17 protein-coding genes are annotated in these 23,495 nt (G+C 68.9%); 8 read left to right on the top strand and 9 right to left on the bottom strand.

From position 1 onward, the window contains the following. Together Pla163_RS15995 and Pla163_RS16000 are read left to right on the top strand one after the other, a co-directional pair. Entirely contained in the window at nt 1–501 is a 501-nt protein-coding gene (locus Pla163_RS15995; RefSeq protein WP_145190816.1) for a TlpA family protein disulfide reductase, read from the top strand. Next, nucleotides 498–1,853: an FAD:protein FMN transferase gene (locus Pla163_RS16000; protein ID WP_145190819.1), complete on the top strand. Its 1,356-nt coding sequence runs from the start codon at nt 498–500 to the stop codon at nt 1,851–1,853. Before Pla163_RS15995 ends, Pla163_RS16000 begins: the two co-directional genes overlap by 4 nt. 16 nt (nt 1,854–1,869) lie before the next feature. Here the strand turns inward: Pla163_RS16000 and Pla163_RS16005 are convergent, their stop codons facing one another. After that, nucleotides 1,870–2,748 (bottom strand): iron-sulfur cluster-binding protein, encoded by an 879-nt coding sequence (locus Pla163_RS16005; RefSeq protein ID WP_419186032.1) that lies wholly within the window; start codon nt 2,746–2,748, stop codon nt 1,870–1,872. Between the two features lie 86 nt (nt 2,749–2,834). Between Pla163_RS16005 and Pla163_RS16010 the strand changes: the two genes are divergently transcribed. From Pla163_RS16010 to Pla163_RS16020, 3 genes are all read left to right on the top strand, one after another. Further along, nucleotides 2,835–4,808, top strand: a complete 1,974-nt coding sequence (locus Pla163_RS16010; protein WP_145190824.1) for an ABC-F family ATP-binding cassette domain-containing protein — start codon at nt 2,835–2,837, stop codon at nt 4,806–4,808. A gap of 10 nt (nt 4,809–4,818) precedes the next feature. Further along, nucleotides 4,819–6,615, top strand: coding sequence for an arginine--tRNA ligase (gene argS / locus Pla163_RS16015; RefSeq protein WP_145190827.1), 1,797 nt, complete (start codon nt 4,819–4,821; stop codon nt 6,613–6,615). A gap of 123 nt (nt 6,616–6,738) precedes the next feature. Beyond that, nucleotides 6,739–7,251 carry an adenine phosphoribosyltransferase gene (locus tag Pla163_RS16020; protein ID WP_145192593.1) on the top strand — a complete coding sequence of 171 codons (513 nt, stop codon included), beginning with the start codon at nt 6,739–6,741 and terminating at the stop codon, nt 7,249–7,251. A gap of 154 nt (nt 7,252–7,405) precedes the next feature. Here Pla163_RS16020 and Pla163_RS19180 read toward each other — a convergent pair whose 3' ends face one another. After that, nucleotides 7,406–7,957, bottom strand: a complete 552-nt coding sequence (locus Pla163_RS19180) for a hypothetical protein (RefSeq protein WP_419186033.1) — start codon at nt 7,955–7,957, stop codon at nt 7,406–7,408. Between Pla163_RS19180 and Pla163_RS16030 the strand changes: the two genes are divergently transcribed. Further along, a complete protein-coding gene (locus Pla163_RS16030) occupies nt 7,935–8,876 on the top strand; it encodes a FliA/WhiG family RNA polymerase sigma factor (RefSeq protein WP_145190830.1) in 942 nt (313 codons plus the stop codon). The genes Pla163_RS19180 and Pla163_RS16030 overlap by 23 nt on opposite strands. 87 nt (nt 8,877–8,963) lie before the next feature. Here the strand turns inward: Pla163_RS16030 and Pla163_RS16035 are convergent, their stop codons facing one another. The 5 genes from Pla163_RS16035 to Pla163_RS16045 form a co-directional block, all read right to left on the bottom strand. Continuing rightward, the gene (locus Pla163_RS16035) at nt 8,964–11,690 is read right to left on the bottom strand and encodes a hypothetical protein (RefSeq protein ID WP_145190833.1); all 2,727 of its coding nucleotides are present in this window, start codon (nt 11,688–11,690) and stop codon (nt 8,964–8,966) included. Between the two features lie 321 nt (nt 11,691–12,011). Beyond that, on the bottom strand, nt 12,012–12,134 hold the full coding sequence (locus Pla163_RS19185) for a hypothetical protein (RefSeq protein ID WP_419186034.1): 123 nt from the start codon (nt 12,132–12,134) through the stop codon (nt 12,012–12,014). Nucleotides 12,135–12,187: 53 nt separating this feature from the next. Then, on the bottom strand, nt 12,188–12,310 hold the full coding sequence (locus tag Pla163_RS19190; protein ID WP_419186035.1) for a hypothetical protein: 123 nt from the start codon (nt 12,308–12,310) through the stop codon (nt 12,188–12,190). A gap of 229 nt (nt 12,311–12,539) precedes the next feature. Further along, the gene (locus Pla163_RS16040) at nt 12,540–13,217 is read right to left on the bottom strand and encodes a cytochrome c3 family protein (RefSeq protein WP_145190836.1); all 678 of its coding nucleotides are present in this window, start codon (nt 13,215–13,217) and stop codon (nt 12,540–12,542) included. Continuing rightward, on the bottom strand, nt 13,205–15,112 hold the full coding sequence (locus Pla163_RS16045; protein ID WP_145190839.1) for a hypothetical protein: 1,908 nt from the start codon (nt 15,110–15,112) through the stop codon (nt 13,205–13,207). The genes Pla163_RS16040 and Pla163_RS16045 overlap by 13 nt, the downstream gene beginning before the upstream one ends. Before the next feature lie 523 nt (nt 15,113–15,635). Here Pla163_RS16045 and Pla163_RS16050 point away from each other — a divergent pair. Next, nucleotides 15,636–15,896, top strand: a complete 261-nt coding sequence (locus tag Pla163_RS16050; RefSeq protein WP_145190842.1) for a hypothetical protein — start codon at nt 15,636–15,638, stop codon at nt 15,894–15,896. Then, nucleotides 15,896–18,394, top strand: coding sequence for an ATP-binding protein (locus Pla163_RS16055; protein WP_145190845.1), 2,499 nt, complete (start codon nt 15,896–15,898; stop codon nt 18,392–18,394). The genes Pla163_RS16050 and Pla163_RS16055 overlap by 1 nt, the downstream gene beginning before the upstream one ends. Before the next feature lie 16 nt (nt 18,395–18,410). Here Pla163_RS16055 and Pla163_RS16060 read toward each other — a convergent pair whose 3' ends face one another. Beyond that, nucleotides 18,411–20,606, bottom strand: coding sequence for a cytochrome c3 family protein (locus tag Pla163_RS16060; RefSeq protein WP_145190847.1), 2,196 nt, complete (start codon nt 20,604–20,606; stop codon nt 18,411–18,413). Nucleotides 20,607–20,737: 131 nt separating this feature from the next. Beyond that, nucleotides 20,738–23,458 carry an NAD(P)-binding domain-containing protein gene (locus tag Pla163_RS16065; RefSeq protein WP_145190850.1) on the bottom strand — a complete coding sequence of 907 codons (2,721 nt, stop codon included), beginning with the start codon at nt 23,456–23,458 and terminating at the stop codon, nt 20,738–20,740. Nucleotides 23,459–23,495 lie beyond the last annotated feature (37 nt).

The raw sequence follows: 23,495 nt of genomic DNA on the forward strand, positions 1-23,495 counted from the left end.
ATGTTCCGCAGCATCATCACCGCGACGGCTCTCGTTATCGGCCTCGCGGCCTGCGCCTCGACGCCCACGGGCGACGCGGCGACCGTGCCCACCCATCTCGACGTGCGCGCCGACTGGACGCTCGTCGACCAGCGCGGAACCGTGCACCCGACGGGCGAGTACCTGGCCGCGGGCGAGCCGGTGGTGCTCGTGTTCTGGCAGACCTGGTGCGGTTCGTGCGTGGCCGAGGCGCCGCGCGTCCAGGACGTCCACAAGAGCCGCCCGAACCTCCACGTGTTCGGCGTCGTGTCCGGCTCCGAGCGCGACGTGGACGCCGCGGACGTGCAGGCGACCGCGCTGCGACTCGGGCTGACCTACCCGCAGGTGCTCGATCGCGACCTGTCGCTGACGAGCGCGCTGGCGATCCAGGGCACGCCCACGGTCGTCGTGCTCGGCGCGGACGGGACCGTGCTCTACCACGCGCACCAGCTGCCCGACGACTGGACGGCCCTCGGCGGATGAGAGTCGCGCGCGGGTTCCTGATCGCGCTCGCGCTCGCGGCCACGGCGGCCTGTGGCGCCCCCGAGTCGAACGGTGAGGGGAGCGCGAACGCGGCGGTGGCCGGCGACCCTTCGAGCGCGACGCCCAGCGCCGCTTCCACTGCCGACTCCACTGCCGACTCCACTGCCGACTCCACGGGGCGCCCGCCCGCGCCCGCGCTCTCGACCGTGCCGAAAGGAGCCGCAGTGAGCGGGCCTCTCGGGGACGGTCCCACCGAGGACGGCGAATCGCGCAGCGGCACCTCGCAGGGCGGCGGATCGCGCCTCGAGTCCGGACCGGGTGCCGTGCCCGCGACCGTCCCCGCGGCCGACGCCTCGCACACGCGCGTCGTTGAGACCCACGCGGACGGGCGTCTCATGCTCGAGCGCACCGGCGGCGTCATGGGCACCTCGATGCGCCTCGTCGCGATCGGTCGCGACCGCGCCGCGCTGGAGATTGCGCTCGTCGCCGCCGAGGCCGAACTGCGCCGCGTCGAGGACCTGATGACCGACTGGCGCGCGTCGCCGCTGATGGACCTGAACGCGGCGGCCGGCAGCGGACCCGTCGCGGTGCCGACCGAGTTGGGACGACTGGTCGAGCGCTCGCTGCTGGTGGCCGAACTGTCGGGCGGCGCCTTCGATCCCACCTGGCGCGGCGTCGGCACCCTGTGGAAGCTGCGCGCGGATCCGCCCGTGGTCCCGGACGACGCGGCGATCGCGGCCGGTCTCGAACGCGTGGACTTCCGGCGCGTCGCGGTCACGACGGATGCGGCGCGCGAGGTCTACACCGTCGAGCTGCCCGCGGGTTTCGAGCTCGGTCTCGGTGGCATCGCCAAGGGCTACGGCGTCGATCGCGCGATGACGGTGCTGATGGAGCACGGCGTCGAACACGCGGTCGTCGACGCCGGCGGCGACCTGAAAGCCCTCGGCCAGCACTTCGACGGACCGTGGGAAGTGGCCATCCGCCACCCGCGCCGCCAGGCGGGCGAACGCGGCGACGTGATGGCCGTCGTGCCCGTCTCGAACGCCTGCGTCGTGACCAGCGGCGACTACGAACGCTTCGTCGTGATCGACGGCGTGCGCCACCACCACATCCTCGACCCGCGCACTGGTCGCCCGTCCACCGGTTGTATGAGCGCGACCGTGGTCGGCCCCGACGCCGCCGTGTGCGACGCGCTCGCCACCGCGCTGTGCGTGCTCGGTCCCGACGACGGGCTCGCGCTGATCGAGCGCAGCGGCGCCTACCAGGCCCTCGCGGTCGGCATGGACGGCGAGGTGCGCACGACGGCGGGCCTGGCGAGTGCGACGCGCGAGTCGGCCACGCGCGACCGCTGACGGGCGAGCACTCGCCTCAGTGCCCGACCAGCTCGATGTCGCGCGCCGCGAACACCGGGCCCTCGACGCAGCACTTGGCGTTCGGCCAGCCGGCCAGCGCTCCGCCCTCGCGCGTCGGCACGGGACAGCCGTTGCAGATGCCGACGCCACAGCCCATCAGGGTCTCGAGGCTCAGCCAGCAGTCCCATTCCTCCTCGATGGCGCGCGCGTGCACGGCCTCGAGCATCGGATCCGGACCGCAGGCGAGCACGCGGATCTGCTTCGGGATCGAGCCGGCGGCCTGCAGCGCGTCGAGCAACTGCAGCACGTGGCCCTGCATCCCGTGGCTGCCGTCGACGGTCGCCGTGTGCACGTTCACGCCCAACCGCTCGAACAGTTCGAGGTCGTAGAGCAGCCCACGATCGCGCGCCCCGAACAGGAAGTGCAGATCGCGACTGGCGACCGCCGCCCCACCGTCCATCCCGCGCAGCGCCTGCTCGATCGCCATCGGAAAGGGCGCCGAGCCCACCCCGCCGGCCAGCATCACCCAGGGCGCGCCGTCGCCGTCGAGCACCGGCCAGCCGTTGCCGAGCGGCCCGATCAGCCGCAGCTGCGAGCCGATCGGCGCCGCCTCGAGCGCGCGACTCCCGCGCCCCATGACCTTGATCAGGAACTCGACCCAGGGCGCTTCCCCGGTGCTCGAGCTCGCGCCGCCGCCCTGCCGGTAGACCGAGTACGGCCGCGGAATCAGCGGTGCCGTGCCGTCCTCGCGCCGCAGCATGAAGAAGCGGCTCGCGCGCAGCGGCTCGAACGGGCGCTCGGGAGCGAGGCGCAGGACCACGGCGTCGCTGCCGCAGGGACGGCTCGAGACCACGGTGGCGAGTTGGCTGACGGCGTCTTTCGGGGGAGCGGGCATCGGACCGGTGAGGATAGCGACGCCGAACGGGTCAGCGGCCGCGTCCGTCGCTATCCTCTCCCGCTCGAAACCCCGGAACATCCCCAGTGAGCGTCCTCATCACCCGCGGCCTGAAGAAGTTCTTCGGGGCCCACGAAGTCCTGCGCGGCGTCGACCTGGCGGTCGAGGCCGGAGAGAAGATCGGCATCGTCGGTCGCAACGGCGGCGGCAAGTCGACCCTACTGCGCATCTGCGCCGGGCTCGACTCGACCGAGACCGGCGAGATCATCGTCCCGCGCAACACCCGCGTCGGCTACGTGGCCCAGCGCCCCGAGTTCGAACCGGGTCAGCTCGCGCTCGCCTACGTCGAGGAGGGCCTGTCCGAGGTGAAGGATCTCCTGGCCGAGTCGTCACGCCTCGAGCACGACCTGGCCACGCTCGACGGCGACGCGCTCGATCGCGCCGTGATGCGTTTCGGCGAGGTGACCGAGCGCATCGACTTCCTCGACGGCTGGAACGCCGAACGCCAGGCGGAAGTGGTGCTCGACGGCATCGGTCTGTCGCGCGACCTGTGGCAGCGCGAGGCCCGCACCCTGTCCGGCGGCGAGAAGGCGCGCGTCGCGATGGCGCGCGAACTCGTGCGCCGGCCCGACCTGTTGATGCTCGACGAGCCGACGAACCACCTCGACCTCGAGGGGATCGAGTGGCTCGAGAACTACCTGCTCGAGTTCCCCGGCGCGCTGCTGCTCATCAGCCACGACCGGCGCATGCTCGACCGCGTGGTGACGAACATCCTCGAGCTCGAGTGGGGCCAGGTCCGCCGCTTCCCGGGCAACTACCACAAGTACGTCCAGCTGCGCGAAGAGCGCTTCGCCTCCGAACTGCGCGCCTACGAGATCCAACGCGACCGGATCAAGAAGGAGGAGCAGTTCATCAAGAAGCACATGGGCTCGCAGCGCACGGCCGAGGCCAAGGGGCGCCAGAAGAAGCTCGAACACGTGGTGCGCCTCAAGCGCCCGTACAACGACGTGCGCACGCCCGTGCTGCGCATCGGCGAGGTCGAGCGTTCGGGCGAAGTCGTGCTGAAGACCGAGAACCTGGCGATCGGCTACGGCGACAACCCGCTGCACGAAGGCCTCGAGGTGCGCATCTCGCGCGGCGACCGCATCGCGCTCGTCGGCCCGAACGGCGCCGGCAAGACGACGTTGATGAAGGTGCTCGCGAAGCGCTCGACAGCGCTCGCGGGCGAGGTCGAGTACGGGCACCGCTCGAACGTCGGCTACTTCGATCAGGAGACCAGCGACCTCGACAAGAACCTGACGCCGTTCCTGCAGATGCGGCGCGACCACCCGACCGCCACCGACGAGGAGATCCGCAGCCACCTCGCGCTGTTCCTCTTCCGCGGCAACGACGTGGACGCGGACATCTCGAAGATCTCGGGCGGCGAACGCGCGCGTCTGGCGCTGGCGCGGCTCGTGTGGCTGAAGCCGACGTGGCTGGCGCTCGACGAGCCCACGAACCACCTCGACCTCGCGGCCCGCGCGGCGCTCGAGGAGATGCTGTCCGGCTACGTCGGCCCGATGCTGTGCATCAGCCACGACCGTCAGTTCATGGACAACCTGTGCACGGCGGTGTGGGAACTCACTCCCAACGGCCTGCGCGTGTTCCCGGGCAACTACAGCGCCTACCGCGACGCCATCGTCGCCGAGCGCGACGGCCAGCAGGCGGCGAAGGCGGGGCGCGTGGCCCAGGCGTCGAACCCCGCTCCCGTCGCCCAGAACACCGGCGGTGGTGCGAAGGGCAACGGCGGCGGCGACGGCGGCAAGCAGAACAAGGGCGGCGGCAAGGCCGTGGCCCCGGCGAAGAAGGAAGCCCCGACCAAGGTCCGCAACCCGTTCAAGTTCGAGCGCCTCGAGAAGCGGATCATGGAGCTCGAGAAGGAGCGCGAACGCATCAACGCCGAGCTGCTGAAGGAATCGACCTATCGCGACCCCGGCGCCGCGCGCGACCTGCAGTACCGCTTGGCCGAGCTGGAGCGCGACCTCGAGGACAAGAACCACGAGTGGGAGAACTGGGAGTAGGAACCAAGCCATGATCGACTTCCGCGACGTCGTCCTCGACGCACTCACCTCCGCACTCGCGAACACCGACGGCGCGCCCGATCGCGCTGGACTGGCGAAGGCGCTCAGCCACCCCAAGGACCAGTCCATGGGCGATCTGGCGTTCCCGGCGTTCCCGCTGGCGAAGGCGTTGCGCAAGGCCCCGCCCGCGATCGCCGCCGAACTCGGTGCGACGATCACGGCCGCGCTCGCTCCCGACGGCGCCATCGCGCGCGTCGAGGTCGTCGGTCCGTTCCTCAACTTCTTCGCGGCGCCCGGCGTGCTGCTGGCCGACCTGTTGCGCTCGCTCGACGACGGCAGCTTCGACAGCTTCTGCCACGCCGACGAGCGCGAGCGGGTGATGGTCGAGTTCAGCCAGCCGAACACCCACAAGGTCTTCCACGTCGGCCACCTGCGCAACGTGGCGGTCGGCGACGCGCTGCAGCGGGTCTACCGCGCGCGCGGGCACGACGTCGTCGCGGCGAACTACTACGGCGACTTCGGCGTCGACGTGGCGAAGTGCCTGTGGTGGCTGAAACACGAAGACGTCGGGACGCCGCCGGCGATCGGACGCGGCGCGTGGCTGGGCAAGGCCTACGCGGCGACGACCGCACGCCTCGAGGAACTGAAGGAGAAGGACGCCGTCGCCTTCGAGGCGCTGCACACCGAACTGCGCGCGATCCTGGCCGACATCAAGTCCGGCGACACCGAGATGGCGCGCCTCTACGCCGAGACGCGCCAGTGGTGCCTCGACGAGTTCGCCGAGGTCTACGGCTGGCTCGACGTGCACTTCGACACGGACTTCTTCGAGTCCGAACTCGAGGAACCCGGCCACGCGATCGTCGACGAGTACCTCGCGAAGGGCGTGTTCGAGCACAGCCAGGGCGCGATCGTCTGCATGCTCGACGCCTACGACCTCGGCCCGGCGCTGGTCCGCAAGAGCGACGGCACGAGCCTCTACCTGACGTGGGACCTGGTGCTCGCGCGCCGCAAGTTCGACGAGTTCGGCGTGCAGCGCTCGCTCTACGTCGTCGGCGCCGAGCAGACGTTCCACTTCAAACAGCTGTTCGCGACCCTCGAGCGCATGGGCTACGAGCGCGCGGTGGACTGCCGCCACGTCGCCTACGAACTCGTCATGCTGCCCGACGGCAAGATGTCGAGCCGCAAGGGCAAGGTCATCCCGTTCTTCGAGCTGCGCTCTGCTCTGCGCGACGCGATCGACTCGAAGATGCGCTCGGCCGAACGCGGCAGTCGCGACGACTGGACCGAGGAGCAGTGGGAGACCACGATCGATCGCATCGCGGTCGCCTGCCTGCGCTACGGGATGCTGAGCGTCTCGAACACGACGCGCGTGATCTTCGACATCGACGCCTGGACGAACCTCGAGGGCGAGTCGGGCGCGTACCTGATGTACGGGCTCGCGCGAATCTCGGGCATCTTCGCCAAGGCCTCCGAGGACCCCCGGAGCGCCGCGATCGCGAAGGGCGACCTGGCGGCGGCCGCCACCCTCGCCCCCGCGTTCGGCGCCGAGGCCGAGCGCGCGCTCCTCACGCACCTCCTGCGCTACCCGCGCGTGCTGGCCCAGGTCGAGGCCCAGGCGGATCCGTCGTTCCTGGCCAGCTGGCTCTACGACGGCGCCAAGCTGTTCAGCCGCTTCTACCACGACTGCCCGGTGCTCAAGGCCGAGCCGGACCTCATGGGCGCGCGTCTCGCGCTGGTCCGCGCCGCCGAACGGGTCCTGTCGGGCGGCCTGCGCACCCTGGGCGTCGAGCCGGTCGCGCAGATGTGAGGTCGGTGCTGGATCCTGGACGGCCGAGCGGACGCGCCACAAGCGCCGACCTGCGTATGCTCGATGTAGCGGGTGGCCGACGGCGGCCGCTCACCTCCCCGAAGATCCCCCCCATCCCGCCGCATCGTGATCGAGAAGTTCATCCGTGACGTCCCCGACTTCCCCAAGCCGGGCATCGTCTTCAAGGACATCACGCCGCTCCTGCAGAGCGAGGAAGGCCTGCGCCACACGATCGAGCGCCTGGCCGAGGTGGTCGATCCCGACAGCTACGACCTGGTGTGCGGTATCGAGTCGCGCGGCTTCATCTTCGGCACCGCGCTCGCGCGTCACGTGGACAAGGGGTTCATCCCGATCCGCAAGCCGGGGAAGCTGCCCTGGAAGACGGCCGCGGAGAGCTACGAGCTCGAGTACGGCACCGACACGATCGAGATCCACACCGACGCGTGCGAGGGTCGCCGCGTCCTGATGGTCGACGATCTCCTGGCCACGGGCGGCACGATGCAGGCGGGACTCAAGCTGGTACGACGCGTCGGCGGTGAACCCGTCGCATGCGCGTTCGTGCTCGAGCTCGGCTTCCTTCCCGGCCGCGAGAAACTGGGCGCGATTCCCGTCCATGCGCTCCTGCGCGTGGAATAGCGCGAAGGATTTTCCGAGGCACAGCCGATCCTAGCTGTCCGCCGAAGCCGTCTCGGGCCTCGGTGCGCCACCACGGATCGACCATGCCTGCCGAGCGCTCCACCGCGAAGAAGAAGGTTTCCAGCCGCACCAAGGCGGCTGCCAAGAGCCCGCGTCAATCGTCCACGACGAAGGCGTCGAAGGTCACGAAGAAGGCCGGATCGACGCCCGCGAAGGCGAGCGCGTCGAAAGCAGCTTCGAAGAAGAAGGCGGCCAAGAAGGTCACGCGCAAGGCCGCCGCTCCGACGACCGGGAAGCCCGCGGCGAAGAAGGCCACGGCCAAGAAGAAGACCGCCAAGAAGAAGACGGTGAAGAAGGCCGCGGCCAAGACGAAGACCGCGAAGAAGGCCGCCTCGACGAAGTCGGAGGCCAAGAAGACGGCCGCGAAGAAGTCGGCGACGTCCTCGACCGTGAAGGCCGCGAAGAAGCAGACCACGAAGAAGGCGGCCCCGAAGTCCGCCGAGCGGACCACCTCCGCCGCGACCGCGCCCGCCGCGAAGCGCACACGCGCCGCCGGCTCGACGACCACCACCGCGACGGCGAGCACCGCCACCGCGACCTCCCCCCGACCGACCCGAGCGTCCGAACCGGCAGCCGCCCTGCCGACCGACGCCCAGGCGAACTCCACGACCGCCGGCGAACTGATGAGCGAGAGCGAGGTGAACACGGCCGAGATCGACGGTGTCCTCGCCAGCGTGGTCGACGACGACGACCTGCCGACCGATCCCATCACCGAGGTCACGACCGAGGACCTGTGGGAACAGTACGGCGTCGAGAGCACCGCACTGTTGACGGAGATCGCGACCGACCTCGGTCTGCCGATCGACGCGCCCGAAGTGACGTCGAAGAAGCGCGGCCTGACCTCGCCGGAGCTCGAGCGCCTGCGCAACGAACTGATCGAGCGGCACTACCCGCTGGTCCGCTACATCGCCGAGCGCCTGCTGCAGACCCTGCCGAAGTCGATCGAACTGGACGACCTCATCAGCGCCGGCCAGTTCGGCCTGATGGACGCGATCCGCGGCTTCGACCCGGATCGGGGCATCAAGTTCAAGACCTACTGCTCGACGCGCATCCGCGGCTCGATCCTCGACCAACTGCGCTCGCAGGACTGGGTGCCGCGCCTCGTGCGCATCAAGTGGAGCCGCATCGAACGCGCGCTCCAACAGCTCACCGGTGAGTTCGGCCGCGAGCCCACCCACTCGGAACTCGCGCGCGTCCTCGACATGTCGCACGACGAGCTCTCCAAGGAACTCGGCGACGCCCAGGCCAAGGCGATGTTCTCGCTCTCGGAGAAGTGGGACGACGACGACGACGGTTCGGTCGAGAAGGTCGAGATCCTCGAGGACCACGAGTCGATCGACCCGGTGCGCGAACTCAACCGCCGCGACCTGATGAAGTTCATCACGCGCGCGCTGACGCACAAGGAGCGCTTCATCATCGAGCAGTACTACCAGTACGGCCACACGATGCGCGAGATCGGCGAGATGCTGGCGCTGACCGAGAGCCGCGTCTGCCAGATCCACAGCAACGTCATGGGACGTCTGAAGGGCCTGCTCGCCAAGCGCGAGAGTTCACTCGAGAGCTAAAGCCCAGAGCTTCCCGCGGGAGCATGGAACGAGGCGCGTCCGGTCACCGGACGCGCCTCGCTCGCGTTCAGAGCGCCGCTCGCGCTCTCACGGCCCGACGAAGTCCGTCACGCTGCCGCCCTTGGCGCCGTCCGCGTCGTACCAACTGTCGAGCACGAGCCCCGTCGCCGGATCGGTCAACAGCTCGAGCAGCGTCCGACCCAGCGGCCCCGCCAGGTCCACGTCGCTCGCACCGTCGCGCATCAGGTCCGCCATGCCCGGCTGGCGCAGCGGGTGGTTGTTGGACGCGAACGGGTTGCCCATCTCGTCGACGATGCGGTCGAGGTCGTAGAAGACCTTGGTCGCGTCGTACACACCGGCCGGTGCCACGTTGTCGGGCTTGCGGTTCGGGTTGTTGTCGAGCGGGTTGATCGGCGCTCCGTTCTCGTCGAACAGGAACATGCCCGAACCGAGACCCGCGACCATGTGCACGAACATCGGCGAGTTCAGCTGGTTGCCCGGGTTCCGGCCGATGTGGTCCTGCAACAGGCTCCAGTTCAGACTGTCGTAGTCGCCCGTGCGGATCGCCGTGCGGAACGACTCGTACTCGGTCCCGAAGTTCGCGATGCCCTCGGTCGTGTTGTGGCACGACACGCAGTAGCGCGGTCCTTCGTTCTCCGCCGTCACGCGCCCGCGGATCGAGTGCGCCATCATCGCGTTGTGCGACAGGGCCGGGAACGCGGCCGTCGGCGACGAACCCTTCGCGTTGCGGTCCGAGAACGTGAACACGTCGCTGCGCACGTTGTTGATGTCCTTGTAGCGGAAGAACGTCTTGGTGTTCGCGCTGAACTGAGCGATCTCGCCGTTGTGGTCGACGCCCAGCTGGAACATGATCGGCGACTGGTAGACGAAGTCGGCGAAACGCTCGCGGAACACGATCCTCTCGCCCGTGATGTTCGAGAAGTTGTTGCCGCCGTTGTACTCTCCCTCGAGGTGACAACCCATGCAGGTGTTCGTCCACGAGGCGTGGCACGTCGCACAGTCCATGCGGTCCGTGTGGCTGAAGCCGGGCGCCGGGTGGTTCTTCTGCTGCGGTCCGATGCCGGTGCTCGGCGACCCGTCGATCCGCCCCATCGCGTAGGACGCCGCCGGACTGTAGACCGGCCCGCCGCCGATCGGGTCGTTGACGCCGCTGTCGACGATCGTGTCGCGGGTCTGCGGCACGTAGTGCTTGTTCCCGGTCAAACGGCTGTACAGGTACAGGTGCCCGTCGGACTCGCGCCGCACGTTCCGCAGCACGTTGCCCTCGGTGTCGACGGCGTGCTGGCCGTTGACGCCGGTGTAGTTCGTGCCCGCGACCGTCGGCGCATAGGCGTCCGCCGTGCCGTGACAGCTCTCGCACGAGATCGCGACCCCGTGCTCCTGGCGCGAGTTGATCTCGTTCCGCCCACCGACCTCGCCACCGTGCAGATCGAAGCTGCCGTGGCAATCGATACAGCCCATCCCCGCCTCGTGGTGCACGTCCGGCGGCGTGTCGTCGCGTCCGTCGCCGTCGTAGTCCTCGAACTCGAGGTACTGACGGTGGTCGCGGCCGTTGAACTCCTTGTTGCCCAGCACCGGGTCGAACAGGCGCGTGTCGTTCTGCGTCGTGCGGTACGAGTCCGGGTTCGCCGGGTACTGCCGATTGCGCCGCACGTCCTCGTTCTGGTCGAGGCGGATGCCCCAGTACTGCATCACGGTGCGGTTCGAACCCTGGTGGCAGCCGGCGCAGGTCAGGTCGTCCATGCCCTCGATCTCGACGCCGTTCGACAGCGTCCGCGCCACGCTCACGATGCGGTGCGCGCGCACGTGCGGCTGTTCGGGATCCTTGATGTCGTCCGGGTCGAGAGGCTCGAACTTGTTGACGTGCGGATCCTTGCTCCCGCTGCGCCCGCCGAGGCTGTACGGCATGTGGCACGCCGTGCAGCCGGACGAGCGGTAGTCGCCCGAGCGGTTGTTCGCGCCCTTGCTGCCCAGGTGGCAGTCGCCGCAGGTGAAGGCGACCTGCTCCATGAACAGGTTGTGGAGCTCGGTGTCGGGGATCACGCGTCCGTCCGCGAACTGGTCGTCGAGCAGGTTCGCCGCCGTGTAGGCCTGGTTGTCCTCGATCGCGTCGGGCGAGTTGTCGTTGCGCGCGCTGAAGACCGGGAACTCGACCAGTTCGCCGACCTCGCCGACCGTCGCGGTCGACAGGTTGAACGACGGATCGACGACGGCGCGCCACCCGATGTCGGCCGCCGTGTCCTCCCACAGGCCCTGGCTCGCGGGCACCTCGTTCTCGGCTCCGATCGCGTAGGAAGCGCCCGAGAACATGCCGGCCGCCGTCGCCAGCAGCGAGTTCGCGACCGACTCGGAGTGCGGCGCGTGGCACTGACCACAGCCCATGCCCGACTGCGTCACCCGCAGGTCGCCGGGGTTCAGCCACTGCAGGTAGTCGATCGCCGTGTAGGTCACACCGTCCACCGTGTAGTCCGGGAACTTGTCGATCCCGGTCAGCGTGAGGCGGTTGAAGTACGCCGTCGCGTTCGTGTCCTGGAAGTTGCGATCGCCGATCTGGGGCGGCGGCGGCACGTGGGCCAGCTCCTTCGTCTGGCCGCTGGCATTGCCGCCGTGGCACACGATGCAGTCCATGTTCGAGGCCCCGGGGAACGGATGGGGATCCTCGATGCCGGGGCCGGCGTAGTTCGTCGTGCTCGAGCCGTTGTGGCAGAGCATGCAGGTGCTGGTGACCTGGGCACTGAGCGTCCCGGTCTCGCCGCCCCCGCCGCCGCCACAGCTCGACAGCGTGCTGGTCACGATGCTCACCGCGAGCGCCACGACCCCGAACGCGCGTCCGACCCTCCCCATCCGCGTACCGACACCTGAGCGCTCGCGCGCCGCGGTCAGGGTGACGTCGTCCGTCGCCCACGTCGGGCCGACTGCTTCTGCAGCTCGGTCCATGTCCTCGATCTCCTGCTTCCCCACCTGCCCCTGGACCGATCCCCCGCACGTTCTCGCGCGTTCCCCTGGAGTCGTTCCGACGGGTTCTATCGGTGCCGAACGGGTGTTGGCTTGATCACGGGCCCGTCGTTCCCGCGCCCTGTGACGTAACGTCCGACGCCGACCCGTCCCGCTGTGTCAGATTCCCGGCGCCTGCCGCCACGTCGCCCGTTGGTGGCAGTCGTCGCAGTCGTTCACCCAACCGAACGCGATGTGGTCGGGCAACGGCGCGCTGAGCAGGTCGTCGTCGTTCGAGCTCACTTGCTCGAGATCGGTCGGCGACGCGACGATCAGCGACGACCCGCTACGCCGGATCAGAATCCCGACGCCTGCTGCCACGTGGTCGGCTGGTGGCAGTCGTCGCAGTCGTTCAGCCAGCCGAACGCGAAGTGGTCGGGCAGCTGCGCGGTGAGCAGGGTGTCGTCGTTCCAACTCACTTGCTCGGGATCGTTCGGCGACGCGACGATCAGCGACGACCCGCTACGCCGGATCAGAACCCCGACGCCTGCTGCCACGTGGTCGGCTGGTGGCAGTCGTCGCAGTTGTTCAGTCACCCGACCGCGAAGTGGTCGGGCAGCTGCGCGGTGAGCAGGTCGTCGTCGTTCCAGCTCACATGCTCGGGATCGGTCGGGGCGACGAACGTTCGCCCGCGACGCCCCCGCCGCGTCAGAACCCCGACGCCTGCTGCCACGTCGTTGGCTGGTGGCAGTCGTCGCAGTTGTTGACCCACCCGAACGCGAAGTGGTCCGGCAGCTGCGCCTCGAGCAGGTTCTCGTAGTGACAGCTCACGCACTCGGGGTCGGTCGGTGCGAATCGGCCCACGTCGTTCCCCTTGTGGCAGCGCGCGCAGGACGTGATCGCGTGCACGCCGTTGAGCGGGAAGCGCGTCCGCGAGTGGTACTCGACCATGCCCTTCGCGATCCACGTGACCTGGTCGTGGCAGTCGTCGCAGCGCGCGCCCAGTTGCCCCTGGTGGACGTCCTCGTGGCACCCGGCGCACCCGCGGTCGGCGAACACCTGCACGGCGCCGCGATCGTTGTGGCAGCGCAGGCACTGGGCGGCGGTGTGCGACCCGTGCAGCGGCACGCCGGTCTCGGCCGCGTGGTCGAACTCGAAGTCCGCGCGCAGCTCGTTCCAGCTGCCGCCCTCGTGGCACAGCGCGCAGTCGGTCGGGAACGTGTCGTGCGGCACGACGGGACCGAGCCCGGCCTGCCAGCGGTGCACCTCGAGCCCGCCCGTGCGCTGCAACGCACAGGCGTACAGCAGTCCGGACAGGGCCATGACGACGGCCGGCACGCGCACCTCGCGCGGCACCGCTCGCCAGAGTCGTTTCAGAAGCTCCATTGGGCGAACACCCCGGCCGCGAGGCCGTTCTCGGAGTTGTAGTTGGTGCCGTCGAGGTAGGTGTTGATCGACAGCAGGTCGGTGGGGCGCCAGGTCGCGCTCGCGCGCACGCGGTGCTGGACGAAGTCGTCGTTGTCGTCGTCGAAGCCGCGCTGGCGATAGTTGGCGAGCTCGTAGAACAGGTCGTAGGACGTGCGGTCGCCGCCGGTCGAGAGCCGCAGCCGCGCGCCCCAGACGTTCGTGAACGAGCCCGACGACGCGAAGGCGACGACGCGCACGCCGGAGCGCGCCCCGGTGACCGAGCCGAAGCCCGTCCCGAACGCCGTGTCCACGTCGACGCCCAACTCGCCGTCGCCCCCGTCCTCGTCCGAGTCGTTCCACAGGCCCGCGCGGCCGACGAGGCGCACGGCGTCGGACAGCGGTGCCCAGGCGTCGGCGCCCAGGCGGTGGACGCGCTCGTCGGCGATGACGGCGGGCTCGACGAAGGCCTGCAGCACGTTGTCGCGGTCGGTGTACGGGTAGCGCTGGAACGAGTAGGTGAGGTCGAGGCCGTAGCGTCCCGCGGTGTAGGGCGAGGTGGTCAGGTAGAGGCGCGTGACCTCGGGGCCCGCGCCTTTCGGGTCGTCGTTCGCGCTGTAGAAGTCGATCCACATGGATCCGACGGTCCGCCACCCGGCGCGCGGCAGGAAGTGGCCCTTCGCGACGACGAGGTCGCGGTCGGCGGTGCCGTTGTGGAACGAGCGCTGGTAGCCGACCTGGAACGCGGCCAGTTCGGTTGCCTCGGAGACCCAGCGCCACCAGCCGGCGAGCTGGAAGTCCTTGCCGCTCTCGAACTCGGCGTCCGGTTCGGGCATGAAGCCGACGCTGGCGCCGAACGCGTGGTTCTCGGAGGTCGCGCGGCTCCACTCGACGCCGTCGAGCACGCCGAACTCCGCCATGCCCCCTTGCAGGAAGCGGCCGAAGCGCAGGCGGTCGTCGCCGAAGCGCGTGCCGCCGAGCGAGTAGGAGAGTCGTTCGAAGCGCAGCTCGGTGTCGGAGATGTCGTCGAGCTCGGGCCGGTCGAAGTGGCGGCGGTCGAGCTCGACGCCCAGCTCGAACAGCCCCCCGCGCCCGAACGGGTTCTCGTAGGCGAGGTCGGTGCCGACGCGGGTGAAGTATTCGGAGCGGCCGGCGTCGCTGGTGATGCGTCCGTCGGCGGCCACGTAGATGCGGCCGCTCATGAAGGGCGTGCGGTCGGAGGGCCGGACGGCGCGCATGCCGGCGAGGAGCGGTTGGTCGTCGGTGAAGCCGTCGTCCTCGCGCGTCCAGATGGAGCCGGGGCGGGTGGGGGTGGGGGTGGTTGGGGCGCTGGTTCCGGTGCCGGTGCCGGTCGCCTTGGCGCCGGCCGCGGTGTCGCCTGCGGTGCCGTCGGTGCCCGCTCCCGTGTTGACGCCGTCACCGGCTCCTTCTCCTGCTCCCTGACCGCTGGCGCCCGAGCCCGAGCTCCCCGCGCCTTCAGCCCCGATCGTCGCTTCCGCGTTTTGATCGCTAAATCGCTCGGCGGGCAGCAGCGCTTCACCCGGCGTGCCGGCCACGGGCACGAAGGTGGCGGTGGCCATCTCGATCACGGCCGAGCGCTCGTTCACCGAGCGCACGTCGGCCCGGAAGCGCCCGCCCTCGCGCGGGGTGAGCCAGACCACGTCCCCCACCTCGAGCCCGTCCACAGCCCCCCGGTCCACCGTCGCGCGCCCGCTCCCGAGCACGTTCGTGACCCGCAGGGCGACCCGGACCTCGTCGTCGGGCTCGGTGCGGGCCTCCTCGCCGGTGGCCGTCCGTGGCCCAGCCAGCGGTTCAGCCGCCTCGGCGCTCTCGACCACGCCCTGGGCGAGACCCGGACCCGCGACGAGCGTCGCCATGCACAGCCCGCCCAGGCAGGTGCGGCCCAGGCCAAGGCCACCAAGTGAGCCGAGGCGGATTGCCCCCTCCGTGGCGGCTCGGGCCGCATTGTTCGTCCAGGACCCCCTCATCGACACCGCCCTCCAGGCTCCGTCGAGGGGGGCTATCGGCTGTGGGAGGGGGCTGGGCGGAGGCGAGTTGGGGGAAGTAGGGTGGCGGAACCGCGGACCCACAATCCGACGCTCAATCCGATTCGAGCACGCGGCTGCTCACGCTCCCCCGTAGAAGACTCGACCAGGCACCACATCAAGGAATGGCTGGAGGACCGACCAAAGGCGAAAAGACGTCAATCCACATAGCTTGCTAGACTCTTCAATCGTCAGGTCCGCGCAAGCACCCCTCCCCACCCCTCAGCGCTCAATGAATCGCCCCAGATCGCTAGCTGGCGCCCCGCATCTCGCTGGCACGGCACTGTCGCTACCCGGATCAGCTGGGCCATCGCGGGACTACTCGGAGCCTTCGAACACGCTTTAGTCTGGCAAAATGAACGATCAAGGCGAACAGCCTACAAGCGCTCAGCTAGCTGAGCCTAAGAGCTTCCGGGAGAATTGTGCAACGTTCCTCATGAGCCTTGAGGAAGTTGACGCAGACATGGCCGCCATTCTACGCGACAATTGGGACGCACTGATCGCGATCGTCCGCGACGGTCAACGAAACTCCAAGGCGCGTAGCGAATTCAACACCAAGGTGGCGATCGCGTTGGATTCGCTTCTAGAGGCGACTAAGACGGAAGGCGAAGCATAATGCCGCGCTACTTCCTCACGCGGCTCACCATCGAGGGCTTCCGCGGCATCAACAACGAGAACGACCCGCTTGACCTTCAATTCGACCCAAACTCCGTCAACTCAATTTTTGCAGTCAACGGCACCGGAAAGACATCCATCTTCGAGGCGCTGTGCTTCGCCATTCACGGAACGATCCCGAAGCTCCAGCTACTCCAGGCGCAGGAACGGCCGCAGGACTACTTCTGCAACCGCTTCCATTCCAAGCAATCCGCCTCGATTACCCTGCAGTTCCAACCTGACGACGGCGCCCCCCCCTTATCCATTCGAATTGACCGCGACGCGCTCGGAAGCCGAACAGTCACGAGCCCGAGCGGACACCCCGATCCTGAGACCTTCCTTTCAACGCTCAAGGAGGCGTTTGCACTTCTCGATTACAGGACGTTTTCTCGCTTCATCGAAGAATCGCCCTTGGAAAGAGGGCGGACATTCTCGGCCCTCCTCGGCCTAGCCGACTACTCTGAGTGCAGGCAGGCTCTCCAGGCTGCCTCCGATTCCCGCGCCCTCAACACCGACCTTGAGATCAAGGTCTTAGCTACAGCGATCAGCGCTGCACAAAAGGCCGCACAGCAGGCTCTCGTGACATTGACGTCGAGCTACGAGAGAGTTACAGGCAAACCTCTCAAAGACGTAGACAGGCTCGACGAATGCGCTGATGCAGTCACCGCAGCACTTGGCGGCGTGGAACTTCTAAAGACCCACATTCTCGAAAAAGGCCTGCACGATGTAGATTTTGGAGAAGTCAAGGCGGCAATCAGGTCGGCCGAAACGGGAGAGAAGCGACGAGAACTTGAGAAGACAATCGAGTCTATCGTAGAGCTCGAAGCACTTGCCGCCTACGACCTCGCAACGGTAGCAATCGAGCAGCACGACATTGGAGTGCTGATCGACGACCGGGACAGACTGCTTGCCTTGACCCGCGGCGACATATTCAAGCGCCTGTATGAGTGCGCCAGCGATGTGATCTCGAACGGCGGCTGGGCAGAAGACGAGAAGTGCCCGCTGTGCGAGAGCGACCTTGGCTCGAACTTAAGCGAACATGTCGTTGAGCAACTCGCCCAGTATGCGGATGCGGCCCTCACGACCTCAGAGATCAAAGACACGTGGCAGGCGTCCGCATGGAAGAAATGCCTCTCGGCCCATGAAGAGGCAGCGCCCCTTGACGTTGCGCCAGATACCCGGCAGTTGCCCATGCTCGATGCGAATATCACGTCGGGCGATATCTCCAAGGGCAATCTTGCTGACGCGGCGACATGGACAACCACTCTCACGGAAAGAGTCGCTAGCGCGTTGGAGGCGGCACAGGCCCGAAGGGAGGCGCTTGAAAGGGAACTACCGGCTTCGCTAGTCCACCTCACGGAGCAGGTCGAGTATGGGCTTCAGTTTAAAGTCGCCCTAGAACGCTACCGAGAAAGCCAGCTAGAAGAGGCCGTGCATCAGGCGCGACTTGATATTCGCGAGCGATGGAAGGCGTTTATCTTGAATGCAACGGCGACCTTCTCCGGGTCCGAGGAGGCCATATCCAGAGCCAGGATTCAGAGCATAGATGCGGAATATAAGTCCATGTTCCGCGAGATTATGCAAGTTGGAGACGTAGTCCCCGACCTTCTCCGTGCAGATGACAGAGAAGATTTACACGTTCAACTTAGTGACTTTCACGGACAGCACCGCCTGTCCGCTCGGGCACTGTTATCGGAGAGCTACCGAAACGCGCTTGCGATCTCAATCTTCCTCGCCGCCGCGCAAGTACACTCAGGCGCGCCGCGATTCGTTGTGCTTGATGACGTCACCTCGAGCTTCGATGCAGGGCATCAATTCTTCCTAATGGAGCTGATACGGAGGAGGCTACAGCAACCGCAGAACATCAATGGACTCCAGTTCATCATCTTGAGTCACGATGGCTTGCTGGAGAAGTATTTTGACCGGCACGGCGGGACAAGCAACTGGCGCCACAACAAGCTCCAGGGATCCCCGCCTTTGGGCGCCATCTTTCATCAGGCGCAGGGCGCGGAGCGCCTGAAGACGACCGTTGAGTCGCTGCTCTCCGCAGGCCAAGGATCGCAAGCCGAGCCGCTCATCCGGCAATACCTGGAGTACAAACTGCAGCAAGTCATACGGAAAGTCGACATCCCGGTACCGTTAGACTTTGCGATTAAAGACACGTCAAGGATGGTCAGCAACTGTCTCGACGCTATCGGATCCGCCGTCGAACTCCACAAGAAAGCGGGGTCGCTCGTGCTGGAGAGTCAGCAGGTGCAAGACCTCGACACCTCGCATGTGCCTGCTATTGTCGGGAACTGGGTAAGCCACTACGAGACGGGTTCTGGAAGTAGTCTCTCAGTTCATGCACTCCGCGGCGTGATCCGCTCTATCGACGCCCTAGCTGAGTGCTTCAGGTATGACGATGCGTCGGGGGGCTCAACCGCACGCAAGTGGTACAAGTCGCTGTCGAGGCGGTAGGCTCCTCAGTCCACCCTCACCGCCCCTCCGCTCCCTTCCGCAGCGACCCCGCCCGCACCCCGTGGCAGTCGGTGCACTCGGTCCCCAACGGGACATAGCGCACCATCGGCACCCCGCCGATCGGCTCGACGGAATGGCACTGGGCACAGTCCAGCGCCGCATGGGTCTCGTCGAGCTTGAAGCGCGAGTCCCAGTTGTGTCGGAAGCGCAGCTTGGCGAACGAGGTCGTGTCGCCGTGGCACTTGGCGCAGTCGGCCTGAGCCACCGCACCAGGCACCGCTGACGGCACGTCGAACTGGCCGCCGTGCGGGTCCTGGTGGCAGTCGGCGCAGTTCGGGCCCGCGGCCGGAGCCCACGTCCGCCCCGCCTCGGTCGCCGGACGCAGAGGCGCATGGCAGTCCGAACAGTTCGCGGCCCCGTGCGCGCCGTCGAGCGGGAAGCCCGTCCACAGGCCGTGGTCGAAGCCCAGGCTCAGGTCCCGGAACGACGTCTCGGTGTGGCAGCGCGCACAGCCCTCGCGTTCGGCGAACAGCGCCGGCAGACCGGGACCGTCGAAACGGCCCTCGTGCGGATCGGCGTGGCATGCGGCGCACGCGAGTCCGACCTCCGACCCGCCGTGCAGCGCGTGCAGGTCACCGAACTGCGGATCCACGCGACCGAAGCGGCGGGCCGCGTCGATCGGCAGCGAACTCGCCGAGCCACCAGGAGTGCCGACTAGCAGTTCATCCTCGGACGCCCCGGCGACGTCGGTCGCAGGACGGTCCCCCACCGCGCCCGGCACGTGACAACTCTCGCACCCCTCCACCAGGTGCGACCCACCCAACGGGAACCCCGTCCACCGCCCGTGGTCGAACGCGTCCCGATCCACCGCGTCGAAACTGGTCGCGTCGTGACAGCGCGCACAGTCACCGTGCTGCACCGCCTCCAACTCGGCCGTCCGCGAGTCGAAGAAGCCCGTGTGCGCGTCGCCGTGACAGCTCGCACACTGGTCGCTCGTCCCGCGGAACAGGCGCGGCTCGCCCGCGTGCGCCACCTCGTGACAGGCCTCGCAGTCGGCCTCGAGGTGACTCCCCTCGAGCGGCAACGCCGTGCGCGCGTGCAGCTCGACGTCGAAACCGTGCGGCTCGAAGCGCTCGCGACCGTGGCAGGCCACACAGCCCTGCGCCGCGAACGGCCCGGTGTCGAACTGGCCGCCGTGCGGATCCTGGTGACAGGCCGCGCACGAATCGCGATCGCGGCCCGGATAGCGCGCCTCGAACGTCAGAAGCCCCGGATCGTGGCACTCGGCGCAGGTCGACCCGTCGTGGGGCGCGTCGATCGGAAAGCCGCTCTTCGCGTGCTGGGCGGCGCTGAGCTCGAGGCCCTCGTCCCGGAACGACGTGTGCTCGGCCTCGTGGCACACCACGCAGCTCGCCTCGAGACTCGTGCTCGCCAGCCGCGCCGTCCCCACCGCGAACGCGTCGCCGTGCGGTGAATCGTGGCAGTCGAGGCACGCGCGCGCATCGGGCTGTTCGAACCCGCGCGCCAGCACCTCGAGCGCGTGCGGATCCCCCGCGTCGTGGCACTCGCGACACCCGATCCCCGCGTGCCCACCCACCAGCGGCAGGTGCTCGTCGTGCCCGCGCGCCCAGAACGCGTCGAACGAGTCCTGCACGTGACAGGTGTTGCAGGTGGTGCCCAGGGTCGGCTCGTGCGGATCCTCGTGACAGCTCGCACAGCGCTGGGACAGGCCGATGAAGCGCGTCAGCCCCTCGCCGATCTCCTCGTCGAACGCGTGCGCGTGGCACTCGGTGCAGTCCAGCTCGAGGTGCGCGCCCCGCATCTCGAACCCGATGCTCGCGTGGTCGAAGGCCTGCACGTCCGGCACGCCCGCCTTGCGGAACGACGTGGCGTTCACCATCGCGAACGACTCGCCGTGGTGGTCGGAGTGACAGCTCGCGCAGTTGCGCTGGTCGCTCGCGAGGCGCCCGTGCAGACCGCGGCCCGTCTCGTAGTGCTCGGCGATCGCGTCGTGGCAGTCGAGACAGGCGCCCGACATGTCCTGGAACAGGCCGCCGTGGCAACTCGCGCAGTCGTTCGGACCGGCGAGGTCACCGGCGCGCGCGTGGGGCGAGGCCAACGGGCCCGGCGAGGTGCGACCGCTGTCCACCAGTCCGATCGACAGGACCAGCACCATCGAACAGAGCGCGATCCACAGGTGCGGACGGCTCAAGTGCGCCGCAAGACCCGAGCGCGCGGGCGCTGCGTTCGCGGGTGCGAATTCCGGCTCGAGCTCCGGCTCGAACTCCGCGCCCCGCGCCGCCCGCGCCGCCCGCGCCGCCCGCTCCGCTCTGCGATCGCGGCTCATCGCCCGCCCCCGCCGAACAGGTGCGCGCCGTAGGCCAACGCGTACACCACGTGCAGACCGATCAACGCGACGAGCAGCACCGCGCCCCAGCGGTGCAGCCAGCGCCAGCTCGCCATCAGCCCGCGCAGGTCGTCGAGGTGCGCCGTCGCCAGGGCCGAGCGGTGCGCACGGCGGGCGAGCGCGACCACCTCGTCGATCTGATCGGCGGCGAGGCCGGACGCCGCACCTTCCTCACGCACGCGACGCACCAGCCGGCGTAGACCCGACTCGGCACCGACGAGCGCGAGCAGCCGCGCGGGCAGCGACGTGCGCCACTGCCGCCGCTCGACCAGCCCGCCGATCTCGTCGCGCACGAGCGCCGCCAGCCGCGGATCGACGCGGTCGAGCCCTTCCGCCAGACGCGCGAGCCGGCCGTTCACCTCGGCCAGTTCGAGCTCGCGCCCGTTCGCCGCGCGCGGCACCCACGCGTACAGGTAGCGGCCGACGACGCCCGTCGCGAAGATCGCCACCAGGGCCCACAGCGCGTGGCCGCCGGGCGTGTCGCGCGCTTCGAGCCCCGAGTGCATGACGGCCGTGAGCAGCGCCAGCACGCCGGTCGCCACGTGGACGGTCATCCAGTTGGCGAGCGAGCCGAACTGGAACCGGAAGCGCGGACTGCGGCGTACGAGGTAGGCGAGGTTCGCCGTGATCAGCGCGATCGAACCGATGCCGAGCCACAGGCCCAGACCGAGGCCGGGCCGCAGCAGGTCGTGCTTGTGGTGGGTCGCGCGCTCCAGCATCGGGAGCAGGTAGTAGTCGCGGTGCCAGAGCGCGAAGGCGAGCCCGAACAGCGCGACGGCGAGGCCCGCTCCGAGCGCGCGCGCGAGCCCTGTGCCCTGCTCGCCGAGTTCGGGCGCCGGCGCGCGCAGGGTCGGGTCGAACGAGACGCCCGCGGCCTCGAGCTGAGCGATCGGCGGCGTGCCTCCGGCCATGACGAAGACGTCGTCGTTGCGCAGCAGGACTTCGACGCGGGTGGCGGCGGTGGCGGTCGCGATGGCGATCGAGCGCGGTGCCGAGCTCGCGCTCGACGGCGCGAGCGATCCCGGCGCAGCGCTCGCGTTCGCGGCTCCGCCCGGACCTCGTCCAGCGTTCGAGTTGGACGCTTCGAGCGAGCGCGGGCCAGCGCCCGCGCTCGGCGCCTCGAACGGCCCCGATGCTGCGCTCGTGCTCGATGCCGCGAGCGATCCCGGTGCGGTGCTCGTGTTCGCGGCTCCGCTCGGACCTCGGCCAACGCTCGGGTCGGACGCATCGAACGATCGCGGACCGGCGCCCGTGTTCGACGCCTCGAACGGTCGCGATGCTGCGCTCGTGCTCGACGCCGCGAGCGATCCCGGTGCAGCGCTCGTGCTCGTCGTCTCGAGCGGCGCGCGCCCCGGTCCACCGGGCACGAGGCTCGGCACGCTCGCGCCGCCACCCACGCCGCCGTTCGCACGCCCGGCCGGCACCGTCAGGCGCACCAGGCCCTCCTCGATCGCGACCACCTCGCTCTCGAACAGCACGCGCACGCGCCCGCTCGCCATCGCCTCGGCCAGGCGCCGCTCGTTCGACGGCTTCAAACGAAAGAAGTCGGGCCGGCGGTAGGACAGGGTCACCTCGTTCGCGCCGCGCGCCGTCAGACCCAGAGCCGCCTCGACCGCGCTGTCACCGCCGCCGACGACGAGGATGCGCCGCGACTGGTAGGCGTCGGCGTCGAGGAGGCTGTACGCCACCTTGCCCAGCTCCTCGCCCGGCACGTCGAGGCGCCGCGGCAGTCCGCGCCGACCGATCGCGAGGCACACGTGGCGCGCGCGGCGCACGCCGTCGGATCCCCCGACACCGGAGACTGCGACGCTGAAGAGGCCGTCCGCGTCGCGAGTCACGCCCTCGAACGTGACGCCGGTCTCGACGGGCAGCTCGTGGTCGACGACGAGCGAACGCCACAGGTCGATCAGCTCCTCCTTCAGGTACGTGCGCGCAGCGAGCCTCCCGTGCAGCGGCAGGTCGATCGGCTGGGTCGCGACGAGCTTGCGCCGCGGATAGCGCGCCACCGTGCCGCCGACGTCGTGCTCGCGCTCGATGACGCAGAAGCGCAGGCCGACGCGCTGGGCCTCGAGCGCGCAAGCAAGTCCGCCCGGCCCCGCGCCGACGATCACGAGATCCAGCAGATCCGGGTCGTCGTCGAGCGCGCCGCACGCGTCGAGCTCGTCGATGCGCTCGGCCACCTCGCCCGCCACCAGCACGCCGTGGTCGACCGCCGTCTTCACCAGCGCGTGGGCCGTGACCTCGCCCGCCAGGAACAGCCCCTCTTGCCCGACGGCTTCGAGGCCCTCGCCGAGCACCGGAACGTCGCGCCGCGTCGACAGGTCGGTCAACGTGACGGTGATCGCGCCGGTCGGGCACTCGCGCGCGCAGGCCGCGGTGCCGACGCAACCGGAGCCGCGCACGACGACCGCCTGGCCGTGCAGCAGCTCCAGAACGCCCTCCTCGGGGCACGCGCGCACGCACGACCCACAGCCCAGGCAGTTGCTGAGGTCGACGACCGGGTGCTGCAGTTCGGCCTTCGCCGCACCGGTGTGTTCGGCGCGGCGGCGTTCGACCAGGGTCCCGTGTTCGCCGCGCCGCGCACGACGCTGGGCGACCACGCCGAACAGCGCGACGCCCAGGATCGACACGAGGCCGATGAGGACCGTCCAGCCCATGTCAGCGCAGCTCCGCGCGAGAAGCGGAGCCGGTACT

This window comes from Rohdeia mirabilis (assembly GCA_007750655.1).
Lineage (GTDB): Bacteria > Planctomycetota > UBA1135 > UBA1135.

Excerpts from the sequence above, each read along its gene's own strand:
- Pla163_RS16055 (WP_145190845.1), top strand. The coding sequence starts at position 15,896 with ATGCCGCGCTACTTCCTCACGCGGCTCACCATCGAGGGCTTCCGCGGC.
- Pla163_RS16065 (WP_145190850.1), bottom strand. The coding sequence starts at position 23,458 with ATGGGCTGGACGGTCCTCATCGGCCTCGTGTCGATCCTGGGCGTCGCG.
- Pla163_RS16005 (WP_419186032.1), bottom strand. The coding sequence starts at position 2,748 with ATGCCCGCTCCCCCGAAAGACGCCGTCAGCCAACTCGCCACCGTGGTC.
- Pla163_RS16030 (WP_145190830.1), top strand. The coding sequence starts at position 7,935 with ATGAGCGAGAGCGAGGTGAACACGGCCGAGATCGACGGTGTCCTCGCC.
- Pla163_RS15995 (WP_145190816.1), top strand. The coding sequence starts at position 1 with ATGTTCCGCAGCATCATCACCGCGACGGCTCTCGTTATCGGCCTCGCG.
- Pla163_RS16000 (WP_145190819.1), top strand. The coding sequence starts at position 498 with ATGAGAGTCGCGCGCGGGTTCCTGATCGCGCTCGCGCTCGCGGCCACG.
- Pla163_RS16040 (WP_145190836.1), bottom strand. The coding sequence starts at position 13,217 with ATGGAGCTTCTGAAACGACTCTGGCGAGCGGTGCCGCGCGAGGTGCGC.
- argS (WP_145190827.1), top strand. The coding sequence starts at position 4,819 with ATGATCGACTTCCGCGACGTCGTCCTCGACGCACTCACCTCCGCACTC.
- Pla163_RS16045 (WP_145190839.1), bottom strand. The coding sequence starts at position 15,112 with ATGGCGACGCTCGTCGCGGGTCCGGGTCTCGCCCAGGGCGTGGTCGAG.
- Pla163_RS16050 (WP_145190842.1), top strand. The coding sequence starts at position 15,636 with ATGAACGATCAAGGCGAACAGCCTACAAGCGCTCAGCTAGCTGAGCCT.